General features: G+C 71.2%; 15 protein-coding genes and 1 tRNA gene. 8 read left to right on the top strand and 8 right to left on the bottom strand.

Annotated elements, in window-relative coordinates:
- Window positions 1-939: 939 nt before the first annotated feature.
- The 3 genes from ACZ6TV_RS38690 to ACZ6TV_RS38680 form a co-directional block, all read right to left on the bottom strand.
- Window positions 940-1012 (bottom strand) — tRNA-Lys (locus ACZ6TV_RS38690).
- 80 nt (window positions 1013-1092) lie between these two features.
- Window positions 1093-1230, bottom strand: coding sequence for a hypothetical protein (locus tag ACZ6TV_RS38685; protein WP_203853294.1), 138 nt, complete (start codon window positions 1228-1230; stop codon window positions 1093-1095).
- 50 nt (window positions 1231-1280) lie between these two features.
- Window positions 1281-2309, bottom strand: coding sequence for a LacI family DNA-binding transcriptional regulator (locus ACZ6TV_RS38680; RefSeq protein ID WP_465303496.1), 1029 nt, complete (start codon window positions 2307-2309; stop codon window positions 1281-1283).
- A 187-nt stretch (window positions 2310-2496) separates the two neighbouring features.
- On the opposite strand from ACZ6TV_RS38680, the gene ACZ6TV_RS38675 reads away from it, so the two are divergent.
- The 7 genes from ACZ6TV_RS38675 to ACZ6TV_RS38645 all read left to right on the top strand — a co-directional run bounded on the left by ACZ6TV_RS38675 (window position 2497) and on the right by ACZ6TV_RS38645 (window position 9904).
- Window positions 2497-3837, top strand: a complete 1341-nt coding sequence (locus ACZ6TV_RS38675; protein WP_465303494.1) for an ABC transporter substrate-binding protein — start codon at window positions 2497-2499, stop codon at window positions 3835-3837.
- Window positions 3838-3908: 71 nt separating this feature from the next.
- Window positions 3909-4907, top strand: coding sequence for a carbohydrate ABC transporter permease (locus ACZ6TV_RS38670; protein ID WP_465303492.1), 999 nt, complete (start codon window positions 3909-3911; stop codon window positions 4905-4907).
- The gene (locus ACZ6TV_RS38665) at window positions 4904-5845 is read left to right on the top strand and encodes a carbohydrate ABC transporter permease (protein ID WP_465303490.1); all 942 of its coding nucleotides are present in this window, start codon (window positions 4904-4906) and stop codon (window positions 5843-5845) included. The genes ACZ6TV_RS38670 and ACZ6TV_RS38665 overlap by 4 nt, the downstream gene beginning before the upstream one ends.
- Window positions 5842-7458 (top strand): glycoside hydrolase family 13 protein, encoded by a 1617-nt coding sequence (locus tag ACZ6TV_RS38660; protein ID WP_465303488.1) that lies wholly within the window; start codon window positions 5842-5844, stop codon window positions 7456-7458. Before ACZ6TV_RS38665 ends, ACZ6TV_RS38660 begins: the two co-directional genes overlap by 4 nt.
- Window positions 7459-7489: 31 nt before the next feature.
- The gene (locus ACZ6TV_RS38655; protein WP_465303486.1) at window positions 7490-7684 is read left to right on the top strand and encodes a hypothetical protein; all 195 of its coding nucleotides are present in this window, start codon (window positions 7490-7492) and stop codon (window positions 7682-7684) included.
- A 115-nt stretch (window positions 7685-7799) separates the two neighbouring features.
- The gene (locus ACZ6TV_RS38650; RefSeq protein ID WP_465303484.1) at window positions 7800-8162 is read left to right on the top strand and encodes a response regulator; all 363 of its coding nucleotides are present in this window, start codon (window positions 7800-7802) and stop codon (window positions 8160-8162) included.
- Window positions 8163-8272: 110 nt separating this feature from the next.
- Complete coding sequence (locus ACZ6TV_RS38645) at window positions 8273-9904, top strand: S8 family peptidase (RefSeq protein WP_465303482.1); 1632 nt, start codon at window positions 8273-8275, stop codon at window positions 9902-9904.
- A gap of 71 nt (window positions 9905-9975) precedes the next feature.
- On the opposite strand, the gene ACZ6TV_RS38640 is transcribed toward ACZ6TV_RS38645, so the two are convergent.
- On the bottom strand, window positions 9976-10404 hold the full coding sequence (locus tag ACZ6TV_RS38640; protein ID WP_465303480.1) for a hypothetical protein: 429 nt from the start codon (window positions 10402-10404) through the stop codon (window positions 9976-9978).
- A 224-nt stretch (window positions 10405-10628) separates the two neighbouring features.
- On the opposite strand from ACZ6TV_RS38640, the gene ACZ6TV_RS38635 reads away from it, so the two are divergent.
- On the top strand, window positions 10629-13367 hold the full coding sequence (locus tag ACZ6TV_RS38635; RefSeq protein WP_465303478.1) for a BTAD domain-containing putative transcriptional regulator: 2739 nt from the start codon (window positions 10629-10631) through the stop codon (window positions 13365-13367).
- A 138-nt stretch (window positions 13368-13505) separates the two neighbouring features.
- Here the strand turns inward: ACZ6TV_RS38635 and ACZ6TV_RS38630 are convergent, their stop codons facing one another.
- From ACZ6TV_RS38630 to ACZ6TV_RS38615, 4 genes are all read right to left on the bottom strand, one after another.
- A complete protein-coding gene (locus ACZ6TV_RS38630) occupies window positions 13506-14225 on the bottom strand; it encodes a GAF and ANTAR domain-containing protein (protein WP_465303476.1) in 720 nt (239 codons plus the stop codon).
- A gap of 46 nt (window positions 14226-14271) precedes the next feature.
- A complete protein-coding gene (locus ACZ6TV_RS38625; RefSeq protein ID WP_465303474.1) occupies window positions 14272-15411 on the bottom strand; it encodes a SigB/SigF/SigG family RNA polymerase sigma factor in 1140 nt (379 codons plus the stop codon).
- A gap of 175 nt (window positions 15412-15586) precedes the next feature.
- The gene (locus ACZ6TV_RS38620; protein WP_465303472.1) at window positions 15587-16327 is read right to left on the bottom strand and encodes an ATP-binding protein; all 741 of its coding nucleotides are present in this window, start codon (window positions 16325-16327) and stop codon (window positions 15587-15589) included.
- Between the two features lie 67 nt (window positions 16328-16394).
- Window positions 16395-17087, bottom strand: coding sequence for a phosphoribosyltransferase (locus ACZ6TV_RS38615; RefSeq protein WP_465303470.1), 693 nt, complete (start codon window positions 17085-17087; stop codon window positions 16395-16397).
- Between the last annotated feature and the right edge of the window lie 234 nt (window positions 17088-17321).

Below are 17321 nucleotides of genomic sequence, written 5' to 3'. Positions count from 1 at the left end.
GGGCGCCGTTTCATCCGAAATGTTCCGATGTGCGTCATCGTTCGGAACTGCCACGGGGCGGCGTTTGGCGTTTCTGGCGTCAATCCAGAGCTGCTTAAACTTCTCGGTACTACCTCCTAGCTGGTCAACAATAATCTCCAGCTGTCCCCACGTTGGTAGCCTCTTGCATCGAAGAACGGCGTGGACCGTTGTATGGCTAATTGCGTAGGAGGTTTTTCCGGCAATTTGTCGCACGCTTGGCTCGCCCGCTTGGATATGCAACTCCTCGATCGCTGCGCGCAGAGCCGCCAGTTGGCTGGATGGCTGTTCCTGCTGGCGCGGCGAGTCGCCGTCGGCCGTCTCACTCAAGATCGTCCGCCCCTGTCAGCGCTTGTAAAGTCTGGTCCCTCATTGTCAAGAGTCGTAGCGCGGCGTCAACGACGGCCGACGGTGGCCCAGACTCGGTTCAGGCGGCGGCTGCGGAGTTGGCGCCACGAGACCCACATCCGCTGACTGCGTCAATCGGCGTGTGGGCTAGACCTCATCCCGTCCTGAAAGGAACGATCGTTATCATGCCTTACCCCGCGTGGGCCGCTCTGACCTGCATCATTGGCATTCTGCTAGTGGCAGGTGTCTATCTCTGGTCCGCGGATCGAGCGCGTCGCGCTCGTGCACTCCGTCTGCTGAAGATGGTGATTCTGGGTCGCTAGCCCAACGGCGAGCACCGCGCACTGAGCTGGACATTGTTGCCTCGGGCCAGCAATGCGGACGCGAGCGGCCCGTGCGCTGCGTGAGGGGACCGGCGGGAGCGACGCGTTGTCTCGCACGTCGTCTTGGCGCCACGGCGACAGGCGGAGCGGGCGTCCGGCAAGTCGTTGGCTGTACGGGGTGGCTGTACGACCCTCACAACGCGAAAGGCCCAGGTCCGGCAGTGATGCCGGGGCCTGGGCCTTTGTCGCGTACGCCGCGTAGGACTTGAACCTACAACCCGCAGATTAAGAGTCTGCTGCTCTGCCAGTTGAGCTAGCGGCGCCTGGCTGAACGGAGGAAACTCTAGCACGCCCTAGCCGGGCCCCAAAAACGAGATACCCCCCGTCCGGCCTGTGCCGTGCGTTACTCCTCATCGTCCTCCCAGAAGAAGTCGGTGGGTGTGGGTTGCTCCGGCTCCTGGTCCATCAGGTCCGTGTCGGGGCCGATCAGGTCCTCGAGCTCGTCGTCCGGCTGCTCCCAGGTCACCGGCATCTCGGTCATGTCACTAACCCCCTGAAGTGCTTACCGAAGGGAATCCAACGGGCCGCGAGCTACCCGGTCCGGGCGGTCCTAACCGCGACGGGCCAAGTGGAGGAGCGCAGGACGAGGGTGGTGGGCATGAGCAGCTCTTCGGGGGTCCAGTCACTGACCGTCATGGCTCGGCGGAGCATGCCGGCGGCCAGGACGCCCTGTTCGAAGACGCGCTGGCGGACGGTGGTGAGGTCGAGCAGGGCGCTCAGTTCGTGGTCGTCGAAGCCGATGACAGAGACGTGGCGGCCGGTGCGGCGCAGCGCGGAGAGGGCGCCGAAGGCGAGCTCGTCGGACTCGGCGAAGACCGCGGTGGGTGGGTCGGCGAGGGCGAGGAGGCGGCGCATGGCCTGTTCGCCGCCGTCGAGGCCGTGCGGGACGGACATGACGAGCTCGTCGCAGGCGGGGAGGCCCGCGGCGGCGAGGGTGTCGAGGTAGGCGCGGCGGCGGGCGTGCGCGACGGGCAGGAACATCGCCTGGTCGGCGTAGGTGGAGATCATGCCGATGCGCCGGTGGCCGAGGCTCAGGAGGTGCTGGATGGCGGAGGTGGCCGCGGCCACGTCGTCGATGCGGACCACGCCGGCGCCGGGGACGTCGTGGCCGATGGCGACGATCGGGACGCCGAGGCTGCGCAGGTCGTCGATCTCGGGGTCGCTGAACTGCATGGCGACGACGAGGACGGCGTCGACGCGGCGGCGCAGGGGGAGCTGCCCGAAGAAGCGTTGCCGGGCGGCGACGTCGCCGAGGTTGTACAGCAGCAGGTCGAGGTCGTGCTCGCGCAGGACGGACTCCGCGCCGGCGACGATCTGGCCGAAGAACCAGCGGGCGGCGTACGGGACGATCACCCCGACGGTGTGGGTGCGGCCGCTGGCGAGTCGTGAGGCGATCGGTGACACGACGTACGACAGCGACGCCGCGGCGTGCAGCACGCGGTCGCGCGTCTCGTCGGAGACGTTGGGTAGCCCCCGGAGGGTGCGTGACACGGTGGCGGTGGAGACGCCCGCCAGCCGGGCCACGTCCTCCATGCTCACGGGCACGGGAACGTCGGCCACAGGGGGCAGGCTAGCAACACTCCAGGCGACAGCAATATGTCCGCCGTGTTGCTAACTCGTTATCGATGAATCCCCTAGAAGGGCTCGACAAACCGACCTTGCAAACGCTTACATCCGAGGGACACAGCACACCGGTACGTGGGCGGAGCTGTTCGCCCGGACCGGGTCTAGCCAAAGGAGGCTAACCATGGCTGTCCTCTCGAGGCGGCGTCGGGCGTTCGCGCTCGCCGGTGTGGCCGCGCTGGCACTCGTCGCCGCCGCTTGCGGTGACAGTGGCAGTGACACCGGCACATCCAACGCCGACAAGCCCGAGTGCGCGCCGTACGCGCAATACAAGGTCGACAAGAAGAAGACCGTCTCGATCTACGCGACGATCCGCGACGCCGAAGCCACCAAGCTGACGAACTCGTGGAAGCAGTTCGAAGAGTGCACCAACATCAAGATCGACTATGAGGGGTCCGGCGAGTTCGAGACCCAGATCAAGGTGCGCGCCGACGGCGGTCAGCCGCCGGACATCGCGGTCTTCCCGCAGCCGGGCCTGCTCGCGTCGTTCGCGACGAAGGGCCAGCTCAAGGAGCTCCCCGCGCCGGTGAAGGCCAACCTCGACAAGAACTGGTCGAAGGACTGGGCCAAGTACTCCACGGTCAACGGCAAGATCTACGGCGTGCCGCTGGGCGCCAACGTCAAGTCGCTGGTCTGGTACTCGCCGCAGCTGTTCAAGGAGAAGGGCTACAAGGTCCCCACCACGTGGGACGAGATGATCAAGCTCTCCGACGACATCGCGGCCACCGGCATCAAGGCGTGGTGCGCCGGTATCGAGTCCGGTGACGCGACCGGCTGGCCGGCCACCGACTGGATCGAGGACATCGTCCTTCGCGACCAGGGCCCGGACGTCTACGACCAGTGGGTCAACCACACGATCCCGTTCAACGACCCGCGCATCGTCTCGGCCGCCGAGCGGACCGCCTCGATCCTCAAGAACCCCAAGTACGTGGGCAACCCGAAGACCATCGTGACCACCTCCTTCCAGGAGGGTGGCCTGCCGGTCAAGGACAAGAAGTGCGGTCTGCACCGCCAGGCCAACTTCTACTCCAACCAGTGGGCGAAGGGCACCAACGTGGCCGAGGACGGCGACGTCTTCGCCTTCTACCTCCCGGCCGTGGACCCCGCCAAGGGCAAGCCCGTCCTGGTCGCCGGCGAGTTCGTCTCCGCGTTCTCGGACCGCGACGAGGTCGTCAAGGTGCAGACCTACCTCGCCTCGGCGGAGTGGGCCAACAGCAAGGCCGCGCTCGGTGACTGGATCTCGGCCAACAAGAACCTGGACACCAGCCTGGTCAAGGGCACGATCGACCAGCTGTCGGTGAAGATCCTGCAGGACCCGGCCACCGTGGCCCGGTTCGACGGCTCCGACCTGATGCCCGCCGCCGTCGGCTCGAAGTCCTTCTGGACCGGTATGACCGACTGGATCAACGGCACCAAGGACACCAAGGCAACGCTGGACTACATCGAAAGCACCTGGCCCAAGTAAGTCGTTGAAGGTCCGGCACCGGCGTCCACGCGAAAGCGGCGCCGGTGCCGGCCCGGTCGGAGGACACCCCCATGGACTATGACTTCTCCGAAGACGTCGCCAAGATCTGGCCGGCTCTGCTGTTCATCGGCGCCTTCGTGGCGGTGATCGGCGGACTGCTGTTCGTGCTCGACATCCTGCCCAGATGGGGGAAGGGCAAGGAACGGCTGCAGATGTTCGGCTTTCTCGGCCCCGCCCTCATCCTGCTCGGCGTCGGGCTGATCTACCCGCTCATCCGCACGGTGACGCTGTCGTTCTACAACAACTCCCGCGGCTCGTTCGTGGGCCTGGACAACTACAGCTGGATCGTCACCAACGACGACACGCTGATCATGCTGCGCAACACCCTGATCTGGGTGGTGTGCGTGCCGCTGCTGGCGACCGCGTTCGGCCTCATCTACGCGGTCCTGGTCGACAAGGCCCGCGGCGAGGGCATCGCCAAGTCGCTCATCTTCATGCCGATGGCGATCTCGCTCGTCGGCGCGACCATCATCTGGAAGTTCATCTACGCGTTCCGCGAGGCGGACGAGGAGCAGATCGGTCTGCTCAACCAGGTCCTGGTCTGGTTCGGCGGTGAGCCGCAGCAGTTCCTCACCAGCTCGCCGAGCAACACGTTCTACATGATCGTCATGATGATCTGGATCCAGGCCGGCTTCGCGATGGTCATCCTGTCCGCCGCGATCAAGGCCATCCCGTCCGAGATCGTCGAGGCGGCCAAGCTCGACGGCGCCAACCCGTGGCAGATGTTCTGGAAGGTCACGATGCCGAGCATCCGGCCCGCGGTCGTGGTGGTCACCATCACCATCACCATCGCGACGCTGAAGGTCTTCGACATCGTCCGGACCTCGACCAACGGCAACTTCAAGAGCAGCGTGCTCGCCTTCGAGATGTACAACCAGGCGTTCCGGCTGAGTGACGACCCCAGCGGTGAGGGGCGCGGCGCCGCGCTCGCCGTCGTGCTGTTCCTGCTCGTCGTGCCGGTCGTCGTCTACCAGGCCCGGCAGCTGCGGAAGCGAGCGGAGATCCGATGAGCGACGTTTCCCTTGAGAAGAACGAGGACACGCAGGTCCCCGAGGCGAGCCCGCTGTACAAGGGCGACGACACGATGGCGGCCCGGGTCCGGCGCAAGCTGACCTCCCGCGTCGCCAGCATCGTGGCGATCGTCATCGCGGTCGTCTGGACGATCCCCACGTTCGGCCTGTTCGTCTCGTCGCTGCGGCCCGAGGAGGACATCAAGACCACGGGCTGGTGGAAGTTCTTCACCAACCCCAGCCTGACCCTGGACAACTACAACGACGTCGTCTTCGGCGACTCGGCGAGCTCCGGCCGGCTGGCCAGCTACTTCATCAACTCGCTCACGATCACCGTGCCGGCCGTGGTGTTCTCGGTCAGCCTGGCGGCGATGGCCGCCTACGCGCTGTCCTGGCTCAACTTCCGGGGCCGGGACTGGATCTTCATCGGCGTGTTCACGCTGCAGATCGTGCCGCTGCAGATGGCGCTCATCCCGCTGCTGCAGCTGCTGGGCGACTACACCAAGTGGGGCGGCGGCTTCTTCGCCGTCTGGTTCGCGCACACCTGCTTCGGCCTGCCGCTCGGCGTGTTCCTGCTGCACAACTTCATGTCCGAGCTGCCGAAGGACCTGTTCGAGGCGGCGCGGGTCGACGGTGCCGGTCCGGCGATGACGTTCCGGCGGATCGTACTGCCGCTCATCACGCCGGCACTTGCCTCCCTGACGATCTTCCAGTTCCTGTGGATCTGGAATGATCTCCTGGTGGGGTTGGTGTTCACGTCCGGCCCGGACACCCGGCCGCTGACGGTCCGGCTGGCCGAGCTGGCGGGTACCCGAGGCAACGACTGGCAACGGCTGACCTCCGGGGCGTTCGTCTCGATGGTCATCCCGATCATCGTGTTCCTGTCGTTGCAGAGATTTTTCGTTCGCGGCCTGCTGGCCGGTGGAGTCAAGGGGTGAGTTCGCTGGTCTGGTGGCGTGATGCCGTGATCTATCAGGTCTACCCACGCTCGTTCGCGGACGCGGACGGCGACGGTATGGGGGACCTGCGCGGCATCACGTCGCGCCTGGACCACCTGGCCGAGCTGGGTGTCGACGCGCTGTGGATGTCGCCGTTCTATCCCTCGCCGCAGCACGACGCGGGATACGACGTCGCCGACTACCGCGACGTCGACCCCCGGTTCGGCACCCTGGAGGACTTCGACGCCCTCGTCGCCGCCGCGAAGGCGCGCGGCCTGCGGGTCGTCGTCGACCTGGTGCCCAACCACACCTCCAGCGACCATGTCTGGTTCCAGGAGGCCCTCGCCGCCGGTCCCGGAAGCAAGTCGCGGGAGCGCTACCACTTCCGCAAGGGCCTGGGCCCCGACGGTGAGCTGCCGCCCAACGGCTGGCAGAGCGTCTTCGGCGGCCCCGCCTGGACCCGCGTGCCGGACGGCGAGTGGTATCTGCACCTGTTCGACACGAGCCAGCCCGACCTCAACTGGGACCTGGCCGAGGTCCGGCAGATGTTCGTCGACGTGCTGCGCTTCTGGCTCGACCGGGGGGTCGACGGGTTCCGGGTCGACGTCGCGCACGGCCTGATCAAGGAGAGCGGCCTGCCCGACTGGACCGAGGCGCAGGTGCCGATCACCAGCCCCGGCGCCGAGCACCGCACCCCGCCGATGTGGGACCAGGACGGCGTCCACGACATCTACCGCGAGTGGCGGCGGGTCCTGGACTCCTACGACGGCGACCGGATGATGGTCGGCGAGGCCTGGGTGTCGCCGGCCGAGCGGATGGCCCGCTACATCCGCCCCGACGAGATGCACCAGGCGTTCAACTTCAACTACCTGATGGCCCCGTGGACCGCCGCGGACCAGCGCACGGCGATCACGGATTCGATCGCCGGCGTCGCTCCGGTCGGCGCCGTGTGTACGTGGGTGCTGTCCAACCACGACGTCGTGCGGCACGCGTCCCGGCTCGGGTTCGAGCCCGGGTACAGCACGCAGGGCGGCATCGGCGTCGGCGACCCGCAGCCCGACGAGGCGCTCGGCCTGCGCCGGGCCCGGGCCGCCACGATGCTGATGCTGTCGCTGCCCGGCTCCGCATACCTGTACCAGGGCGAGGAGCTCGGCCTGCCGGAGCACACGACGCTGCCCGACGGTGAGCGCCAGGACCCGACCTGGTTCCGCTCCAAGCACGAGGTCCGGGGCCGCGACGGCTGCCGCGTGCCGGTGCCGTGGGAGCGGGACGCCCCGTCGTTCGGCTTCGGGCCGGCCGCCGCGTCGTGGCTGCCGCAGCCCGCCGACTGGGGTCGCTTCGCCGCCGACGCCGAGCGGGGCGTCCCCGGCTCGACCCTGTCGCTCTACACCGAGGCGTTGCGGTTGCGCCGCTCGTACGAGCTGGGCCGCGGCACCCTGGACTGGAACGACGGTGACGAGCTCGTCGACTTCCGCAACGGCGGGATCCGGGTGATCACCAACTTCGGTCAGGTGCCGGCCCCGCTCCCGCCGGGTGAGGTCCTGCTGGCCAGCGGCGACCTGGCCGCCGACGGCAGCCTGCCCCCGGACACGACCGCCTGGATCAGGGCATGAAGGGCGTGACAGCACCCGTTACCGTGACGGAATGATTGCACTGTTCGCATACGTCGTCAGCTCGCTGAACCCCTCGGTGCTCGAGTTCAGCGGCGAGGTGGCGAAGAAGAAACCCAAGGTCAGCGGCGGCAGCAGCCTGATCGGGGGCTGCTGTTGCGCCGTCGTGGTCATCGTCGTCGTGGTCGTCGCGGTGATCGTCCTGCGCCGTCGCAGGTCGGGTTCCTGACGTCTGCGTCCGGCGGACGCGACGCCGGACGGACAGCGGGGCAAGTTGCTTCACGTGGCAGGGTTCCCCGGCCGATGAGACGGTTGCGATCCGTCGGGAAGGGAACCCTGCTGCCATGGCACGAGTGCTGCTCGTCGACGACGACGCGGACATCCGCGAGACCACCGCGATCAGGTTGCAGATCGGCGGCCACCACGTGATCACCGCGGCCACACCGCAGGAGGCCCTCGACGTCGCCGCCGGTCAGCCGCACTTCGACGTGGCCGTGCTCGACCTGCACCTGCCCCGCGTCGACGGCGACGAGCTGCTCGACCTGTTCCGCGGCAACCAGGCGACGGCCGACGTGCCGGTGGTCTTCTACAGCGCCAACGCGCCGCACGCCACGTCGGTGCACGGCCTGTCCCTCGCGGACACGAAACTCACCCGCGGCCGTCCCCTCAACTCCCTCCTCGCCACCATCAACTGCCTGTCCCACTAGGCACACAGGGCCCGCAACCGCACCGCAACCCGCGGCGAACCGGGGCCGCACCGCCGGCTCCCGAATCTGGTGAAGCACGCACGTCACCACTTCGGGAGGGGCAAAGCCAGATGCGAGTCACCCTGCGCGCCACGTTCGTCGCCGCCGCCGCGGTCGCCGGACTCGTGACCGCCGGATCTCCGGCCCTGGCCGCCCCGGCGGAGGGGCAGATCCGCGACGCCGGGCAGCCCGGCGCGATCCGCGACCGGTACATCGTCGTCCTCAAGGACACGGTCGCCGCCGCCGACACGGCGGGCAGTGCCAGCCGCCTCGCCGACCGCTTCGGCGGGCAGGTGGAGCGCTCGTTCGGCAGCACGCTGAAGGGCTTCTCGGCGCGGCTCACCGAGCGCGGCGCCAAGCGGCTCGCCGCCAACCCGCTCGTCGACTACGTCCAGCAGGACCGCACCGTCGAGCTCGCCGCCAGCCAGACCGGCGCGCCGTGGGGGCTGGACCGCATCGACCAGGCGAGCCTGCCGCTCAACGGCACGTACTCCTACACCTCCGGCGCCGCCGGCGTCACCGCGTACGTGCTGGACACCGGCGTCCGGATGACGCACAGCGAGTTCGGCGGCCGGGCCCGCTCCGGCTACGACTTCGTCGACAACGACACCGACGCGAGCGACTGCCACGGCCACGGCACCCACGTCGCCGGCACGATCGGCGGCAGCACCTACGGCGTCGCGAAGTCCGTGAGCATCGTCAGCGTCCGGGTCCTGGACTGCAACGGCTCCGGCTCCTACTCCGGCATCATCGCCGGCATCAACTGGGTGACCGCGAACGCGCAGAAGCCCGCGGTCGTCAACATGAGTCTCGGCGGCTCCGCCAGCCCGGCCCTGGACCAGGCGGTCCGCAACTCGATCGCCTCCGGTGTCACGTACGCGCTCGCCGCCGGCAACGAGAACGTCGACGCGTGCGACATCTCCCCGGCCCGCACGCCCGAGGCGATCACCGTCGGCGCCACCGACTCCGGCGACAACCGGGCCTCGTTCTCCAACTACGGCGCCTGCGTCGACGTGTTCGCCCCCGGCGTCGCGATCACCTCCGCCAGCAACAGCGGCGACCACGGCTCGGCGATCATGAGCGGTACCTCGATGGCGTCCCCGCACGTCGCCGGCGCCGCGGCGCTCTACCTGTCGGCGAACCCGTCGGCGAGCCCGGCGCAGGTGCAGAGCGCGCTCCTGGCCACGTCGGTGGCGGGCGTCGTCGCCAACCCCGGCACCGGCTCGCCGAACCGGCTGCTCCAGGCCCCGGCCGTCGCCCCCGTCACCCAGCAGCCCGTGACCCAGCAGCCGGTCACCCAGCAGCCCGTCACGCAGCCGGTCGCCGTCGTCGCCACACCCGCCCCGGCACCGGCCCCCTGCAACGTGCGCACCAACGGCGCCGACGCCACGATCCGCGACCGCGGCACCGTCACCACCGCCGTCGTCGTCAGCGGCTGCGCCGGCAAGGCGTCGGCGAAGACCCGCGTCGAGGTGCACGTCGTGCACGCCAAGCGGGGCGACCTGGTGGTCGAGCTGATCGCGCCGAACGGCTCCGTCAAGCGCCTCAAGGCCGCCAACTCGAAGGACAAGGCGAAGAACCTCGACGCCGCCTACACCGTCAACATGAGCGCCCGCATGAAGAACGGGACCTGGAAGCTGCGGGTGCGCGACTCGTACAAGGGCAACACGGGCTACCTGGACAGCTGGACCCTGACCGTCTGAACCAGCACAGGCACGGCCGCACCGGTTTCGCCAAGGACGGCGGGCCGGTGCGGCCGTGTTTCCGGGGGTGGTTACGGGAAGTACACGTTGGGGCTGTACGAGACGACCTGCTCGACACCGTTGACGACGATGGCGATCCGGGCGTCGGCGTAGCCGGTCGGCGGGAGGACCGCGTAGTTCCACGGGCCGTAGTGGCCGGCGACGCAGCTCGAGACGTGGGCTCCGCCGCTCACGGCGGAGCCGTTGATCCGCATCTGCTGCTTGACCTGGCAGGTGAACCCGCCGGGGGCGTTGCTCTCGACGTAGAAGTCGGGCTTCAGGTGCGGGCTGCTGAAGCTGATGCAGGACGTGACGTACAGCACGCCCGCACCGCCGAAGTGGTAGGAGACGCGAGGGCCGCAACCCCCGCCGGAGGAGGCCTGCGCCGGCGAGGGCACCGCCACCAGTACGGCGAGCACCGCCACCAGCGCCGCACCCATGTGCTTCAACGATCTGAACACCCTGTTCCCTTCCGCCGTGTCGTATCGATCGATGACCATCATCGGCGGGGCGTGCTTCCGATCGGTCCCGATCGCGAACCCGTACCTGGTCCGCACCGGCCGGACCGACCGTGACCAGCGGGCCGGCGTCGAAGTGCAATATTCATGTCCATGTTTCGATGTGCAGGGTGAGCGTGCGCCGGAACCCGTACTAGGGTGGACCCGACGGGACGGGGGTCCGGTGCGTGAACGACGTCAGCGGCGGGTTCGGCGGGTTGCTCAGAGCGGGCCGCCACGCGGCGGGACTCACCCAGCGGCACCTGGCCGATCGCGCCGGCATCAGCCTCGCCGCGATCCGTGACCTGGAGCAGGGGCGCACCCGCCGGCCGCAGCGGCGCTTCGTCGACGCCATCGCCGCCGCGCTCGCGCTCGACGGCGCGGCCGAGACCGCCCTGCGCCGGGCCGCCGAGCCGCGGGACCGGGATCCACCGGGCGCGGCCGCCGGCGCCGGCCACCCCGTGCGGATCGGCGTCCTGGGGCCGCTCGCCGTGCACCGCGACACCGCCGACGTGCCGGTGGGCCGTGGCGGCCGCCGCGCGGTGCTCGCCCGCCTGGCCCTGTCGGCCAACGAGCCCGCGCCGATGACCGACCTGGTCGAGCTGCTCGGGGACGCCCGGTCGCCGGTGCGCGCGGTGCAGACCTACCTGTCCAGGCTCCGGTCGGCCCTGCGCCCGGCCGTGCTCAGCCGCACACCCGGCGGCTACCGGCTCGACCTCGCCGACGACCAGCTCGACCTCGCCGAGTTCCGGCGCCTGATGCGGCTGAGCCGCACGGCGCGGCCGGCCGAGGCCGTCGAGCTCCTGGAGGCCGCCCTGGCGCTGTGGCGCGGCGGTCCGCTCAGCGACATCCCGCAGCTGCACGGCCATCCGCTGCTCGTCGCGCTCGGCGACGAGCGGATCGCGGCGGCGCTGCGGTATGCGGAGCTGGCGCTGCGCAGTGGACGGGCCGCGGCGTGCCTGCCCCTGCTGCGCGAGCTCGCCATCGCCAACCCGCTCCACGAGCCGCTGCACGCGTGCCTCATCACCGTCCTCGCCGCCGGTGACCTGCAGGCCGCCGCGCTCAACGCGTACGCCGCCATCCGCCACCGGCTGGCGGCCGAGCTGGGCATCCAGCCCGGCCCGGAGCTGCTCGCCGCCCACCGGCGGGCCCTGCGGCCGCCGCCCCCGGAGACGGGCGCATCCGGCGCGCAGCTAGGGACCGGGCCCGCGGAGGCCGGTGCGGCGCCGCCGCCCGCGCAGCTGCCGGCCGACCTCCCGCAGTTCGCCGGGCGGCTCGCCGCCGTGACGCGGCTCGACGGCATCCTCGCCGCCCACCCCGCCGGATCGGCGGTCGTCATCACGGCGGTGTCCGGGCCGGCCGGCGTCGGCAAGACCGCGCTCGCGGTCCACTGGGCGCACCGGGTGCGGGGCCGGTTCCCGGACGGCCAGCTCCACGCCGACCTCCGCGGGCACCACCCGGCCGCCCCGCGGGACCCGGGTGAGGTCCTGCACGGCTTCCTGACGGCGCTGGGCGTCCCGGCGGCGGGGATCCCGGCCGGGACGGACGCCCGGTCCGCGCTGTTGCGCACCCTGCTCGCGGACCGGCGCGTCCTGCTCCTGCTGGACAACGCCCGCGACGCCGAGCAGGTCCGGCCGCTGCTGCCCGGCGCGCCCGGCTGCCACGTCCTGATCACCAGCCGGCGCACCCTCGCGAGTCTCATCGCCGGCCAGGGCGCGCACCTCGTGCCGCTGGACGTCCTGACCCCCGACGAGAGCCGGGACCTGCTGGCGCACCGCCTCGGCAAGCGGCGGACGGCCGCCGAGCCCCGCGCGGCCGACCTGATCGTGGAGCGCTGCGCCCGCCTGCCGCTGGCCCTGGCCATCGCGGCCGCCCGCGCCATCACCCGCCCGCAGGCGTCCCTGGCCGACCTGGTGGCGCAGCTCGGCGACGACCGTGCCCGCCTCGCCGCGCTCACCACCGGCGACCCGGACACCGACGTCCGGGCGGCGTTCTCGTGGTCGTACCGGGAGCTGAGCGCCGCCGCGGCGCGCCTGTTCCGCCTGCTGGGGCTGCAGCCCGCGGAGGATCTCGCCGCGCCGGCGGCGGCCCGTCTGGCCGGGCTGCCCGTCCCGCAGACCCGCGCGCTGCTGGCCGAGCTGACGGACACCCACCTGGTCGCCGAGGCGACGCCCGGCCGGTACACCTTCCACGGCCTGCTGCGCGCGTATGCCGCGGACCGCGCGGCCGAGGAGGAGCCGCCGGGCGCCGCCCGGGCCGGCCTCACCCGCCTGTTCGACCACTACCTGCACACCGCCCGGGCGGCGGCGCGCCTGCTGGTCCCGGGCGGGCCACGGCCCCGCCGGAGGCCGGACCGCGACCCGGCCGGGCCGGCCTTCGACGGGGCGGTGGCCGCCCGCGCGTGGCTCGACGCCGAGCGGGCCAACCTCGTCGCCGTGGCCGGGCACGCCGCCGCCCACGGCTGGCCCGGCCACACCACGGCGCTGGCCTCGGCCGTGCGGCGCTCCTTCGGCAGCGGCGACCGCGACGGGCTCCTCCTGCACGCCCACGCGTACGCCGCCGCCCGCCGGCAGGGGGACCGGGCGGCCGAGGCGCGGGCGCTGACCGGCCTCGGCCTGGCGGCGCACCGGCCGGGCGACCCGGGCACGGCCGCCGGGCACCACCGCACGGCGAAGATCACCAACGGGCTGGGCGCCGCGCTGCTCGCGGCCGGCGACATCGGCACCGCGCAGGCCAGCTACGCCGCCGCCCTGGCCCTGGCCGACCGCGCCGGCGACCGCCGCGAGCAGGCCGACGCGCACAACGGCCTGGCGCACGCGCACCGGGCCGAGGGCGACACCGAGAAGGCCCGCCACCACTGGCAGCAGGCCCTGACGATCTACGCCGACATCGGGATCAGCATCGCGACCGCGCTGTCACTGATGTGAGCGGCCGGGGCCCGAGGCAGCGGTCCAGGCGGCGGTCTAGCCGACGGTCGCGCGGCGCTCGACGGTCTCGACGAGCCGCTGGGCGACCGCGGCGAGATGTGAGCGGCCGGGGCCCGAGGCAGCGGTCCAGGCGGCGGTCTAGCCGACGGTCGCACGGCGCTCGACGGTCTCGACGAGCCGCTGGGCGACCGCGGCGAGCGGCAGCCCGAGCCGGCCCGCGGTGCCGTGCAGCACCTCGAGGGCCGCCTCCGACGAGCACGCCCGCTGCACCATCATGATCCCGATGGCCCGGTTGACGATCTCGCCGTCGGCGAGGGCCTCCGTCAGCGTCGCGTGCAGGTTCGCCTGCCGCCCACGGTCGAGGACCGCGGCCAGCAGCAGCCCGGCGTGCTCGGCGATCAGCATCGCCGTGAGCCCCGCGTCCGGGGTGAACCGTCCGGGCTGCGCCGCGTACACCGTCAACGCCCCGATGACCTGCTCGTCGATGTCGACCGGGACGGTCAGGACGCCGTGCACCCCGGCCTCCAGCGCGTGCTCGCGCCAGCCCGGCCACCGCTCGTCCGACGACAGGTCGGCGCTGACGATGAGGTCACGGGTGCGGATCGCCTCCATCGAGGGTCCGGTGCCGCTGTGGTACTGGCTGTCGTGCAGTGTCGCCGGCAGCTCGGACGAGGCGGCGGCCGTCGACGGGCCGCCCGCCCGCACCAGCGTGACCGCACACCACGACGCCCCGTCCACCAGGTCGGCAGCGGTCTCGACGAGGTCCTCGAGGGCCTCGTCGAGGTCGTCGCTGGCGATCAGGCGGGCGGTGAGCTGGCGCAGCACGGCGGCGATCTCCACCGTGTGGAGCTCCGTCACGTTTCCCCCTTCGGACACGCCGCCTCCTACCCGGCGCGCCTGGTTCTCAACCGTCGAGCAACGCGCGCCGTAATCCTTCCAGGGTGCGCGACAGCAGCCGCGACACGTGCATCTGGGAGATCCCGAGGTCGGCGGCGATCTGCGCCTGGGTGCGGTTGCCGTAGAAACGCAGCGACAGGATCCGCCGCTCCCGCTCCGGCAGGCGGGCGATCAGCGGCTTGACGGCCTGCCGGAACTCGACGCCGTCGATGTCGCGGTCGTCGTCGCCGAGCACGTCGGCGAGCGTGCCCGCGTCGTCGTCCCCGCCGAGCGGCGCGAACAGCGACACCGGCCGGTAGGCCGAGGACGCCACCAGCGCCTCCAGGATCTGGTCCTCGGCGACACCGAGATGCTCGGCGACGTCGCGCGGCGTGGGGGAGCGCCCCAGCCGCTGCCCGAGCGTGTCCCGCACCCGGTTGATCTCGATCCGCAGCTCCTGGAGCCGCCGGGGCACGTGCACGCCCCAGCCCTTGTCCCGGAAGTACCGCTTCAGCTCCCCGACGATCGTCGGGGTCGCGTAGCCGCCGAAGTCGGTGCCGTAGTCGGGGTCGAAGCCGTCGATCGCCTTCATCAGCCCGAGCGCGGCGACCTGGCTGAGGTCGGCGGGCGACTCGCCCATCCCGTGGAACCGGCGCGCCAGGCGGTCGGCCAGGGGCAGGCTGTGCTCGATCGCCCGCTGCCGCAGCGCACCCCGCCGGGTGTCCGCGACGTCCATCGAGGCGGCCTGGCGCAGCAGCTCGTTGACCGTCGTCCACTGGCTCTGCGGCTCTTCGTCCTCCTGTACCGGCGGCGGCGCGCCGACCGGTGGATCGTCGTAGGCCCGCAGGCGTTTCGCCGCCCCGATGATCTCCAGGACGTCGAGCACCAGGTCGGAGGCGCCCGGGGTGCGCAGGCCACCGCCGCGCTCCTGGGCCTCCAGCTGGGCCCGCAGCAGGGTGTCGGCGGCCGCGCAGTCGAGCAGTCGCAGCCGCGAAAGGTCGACGGTCAGGTTGACCTGTCCGGCGTCCAGCCGCTGGCTGAGCGCGTGTCGCAGGTCGAGGCTCGCCGCATGGTCGAGCACCCCGGCCGGCCGCAGGATCTCCTCGTCTCCTTCGCGCCATGATTCCAGTGAAAGTGCCGAATCAAATCGGTCTCTGTATATGGGCATTGTCTCCATGGTGGAGACTCCCCCCTATCCCATCGCGTTGCGCAGCAAGCGATTCGCGGTTGAGCGTGCGGTCGTGGAACCGGGCGGAATTGCTTTCCCGGTCACTGTACGCACGGGGGAATTGCCAATGAATATGTGAAAGGGTGAGGTACCGGGTGACCTTTCCGTGGCGCTTTTATGCGCGCAGGGTGGCCCAGACGACCTTGCCGTCGGGCAGCGGCGTGCAGCCCCACCGGTGGGTGAGCGCCTCGACGACGAGCAGCCCGCGGCCGCTCTCGGCGAGGGTGTCCCCGGTCGTGCCGCGGACCGGCAGCTCGCGGCTGCCGTCGCGCACGGAGAGGTGCAGCTGGCGGTGGCGCAGCCCGGCCCGGACCTCCAGTTCGGTGCGCGCGTGCCGGACCCCGTTGCTGACCAGCTCGGTGACGATGAGCTCGGCGAGGTCGGCCAGGCGCGACACCCCCCACGTCCGGCAGGCCCGGTCCACCAGGTGCCGCGCCGCGGCGGTCGCGTCGACCATCGGCTGGAGCTTGACCCGCATCGCGCGCGGCTCGCCGCCGGGCGCGCCGGCGCCACCGTGCGCGATGGCCGCGTCGGTGGTCGCGAACAGGGGGATCTGCCGCGCGACCGCCATGCGGTCCAGCGCGGAGCGCAGCGGCGCGGGGGCGGCCGCCATGGTGACGGCGCTGCCGGGCCAGGCAGCGGCGTGCTGGGCGAGGGCCGGGAGCACGGTCAGTGCGACGTCGTCGTGGGCCTGCAGCCCGGCGACGTCGAGCACGATGAGCGCCGGCTCGGCGGCGAGACATTCCAGGACGGTGGTGCGCAGCATCGGCGCGGTGCTCACGCCGAGACTCCCGGCCACGTGCACCACGGTCGCATCCCCGCGGACCTCGACGGTCGCGGCAAGACTCGCCCTCATGGGGTGACGCTCTACCCGCCCCCGGTGGGTTAAACCCTGGAGGCGGGCAGTGCGTGCGGTGTGCCGGTCAGACCGGCGTGGGCACCTTCACGGCGCCCCAGGCCATGGCGCAGATGTCGCTGACGTCCGCGTCGGTGACCGGGGTGAAATCGGTGTAGTAGAGACCGAGGGCGTGGAACTCCCGGGGGGAGTGGATGTCGATCACCGCGTCGACGTCGCCGGTGAGCAGGTCCACCGACTCCGCGGCGCAGACCGGGGCCGCGAACACGATGTGCGCCGGCTTCTGGGTCTGCAGCGCCCGGATCGCCGCCCGCGCGGTGACCCCGGTCGCCAGCCCGTCGTCGACGAGCACGACCACCCGTCCGGTGACCTCGGCGGCCGGCCGTGACCCGCGGTACCGCTCCTGGCGGCGCCGCAGCTCCACCCGCTCCCGCTGGACGGCGGGCGCGAGGTCACTGGTGTTCAGCCCGGCGCACGCGAGCGCGCTGCGGTCGAACACCGGTGGGCCGTTCTCCGCGATCGCGCCGACACCCTGATCGGACTGCCACGGCAGGCCGATCTTCCGGGCGACCATCAGGTCGAAGTCGGCTCGCAGGGCCTCCGCCACCGCGTGCCCGACGGGGACCCCGCCCCGGGGGAGCGCGAGCACCAGCGGGGCCTGCGTCATGTCGAGCTGCCGCAGGTGTGCCGCGACCGCCGTGCCGAGCATGCGACCCGCGGCCGTCCGGTCCGCGAACCGCTCCGCCTCAGGCGGCCACATGGTCGTAGGCTTCCACTCGGGCGACCCGGAGGCCGGCCAACATGATCCGCATCAAGCGGACACCCCCTTCGATCGGCGCGGTGGGGCACCGCCACGCTGGGCCTCGTCCCCTGTGGCCGCTCTGCCGCGGCCGCCACGCCCGGTGCGAAGACTACGCCGGTTGAGCTGCGAAAACGTCCGCTTGGCGTACTTCCTCGAGGGTGAACCCGACGTTTCCGAAATATCTGTCACCTG

The sequence above is a fragment of the Dactylosporangium sp. NPDC051087 genome (assembly GCF_055586325.1).
Note: the sequence above shows the minus strand (reverse complement) of the source record. Positions and strands in the feature narration are given on the sequence as shown.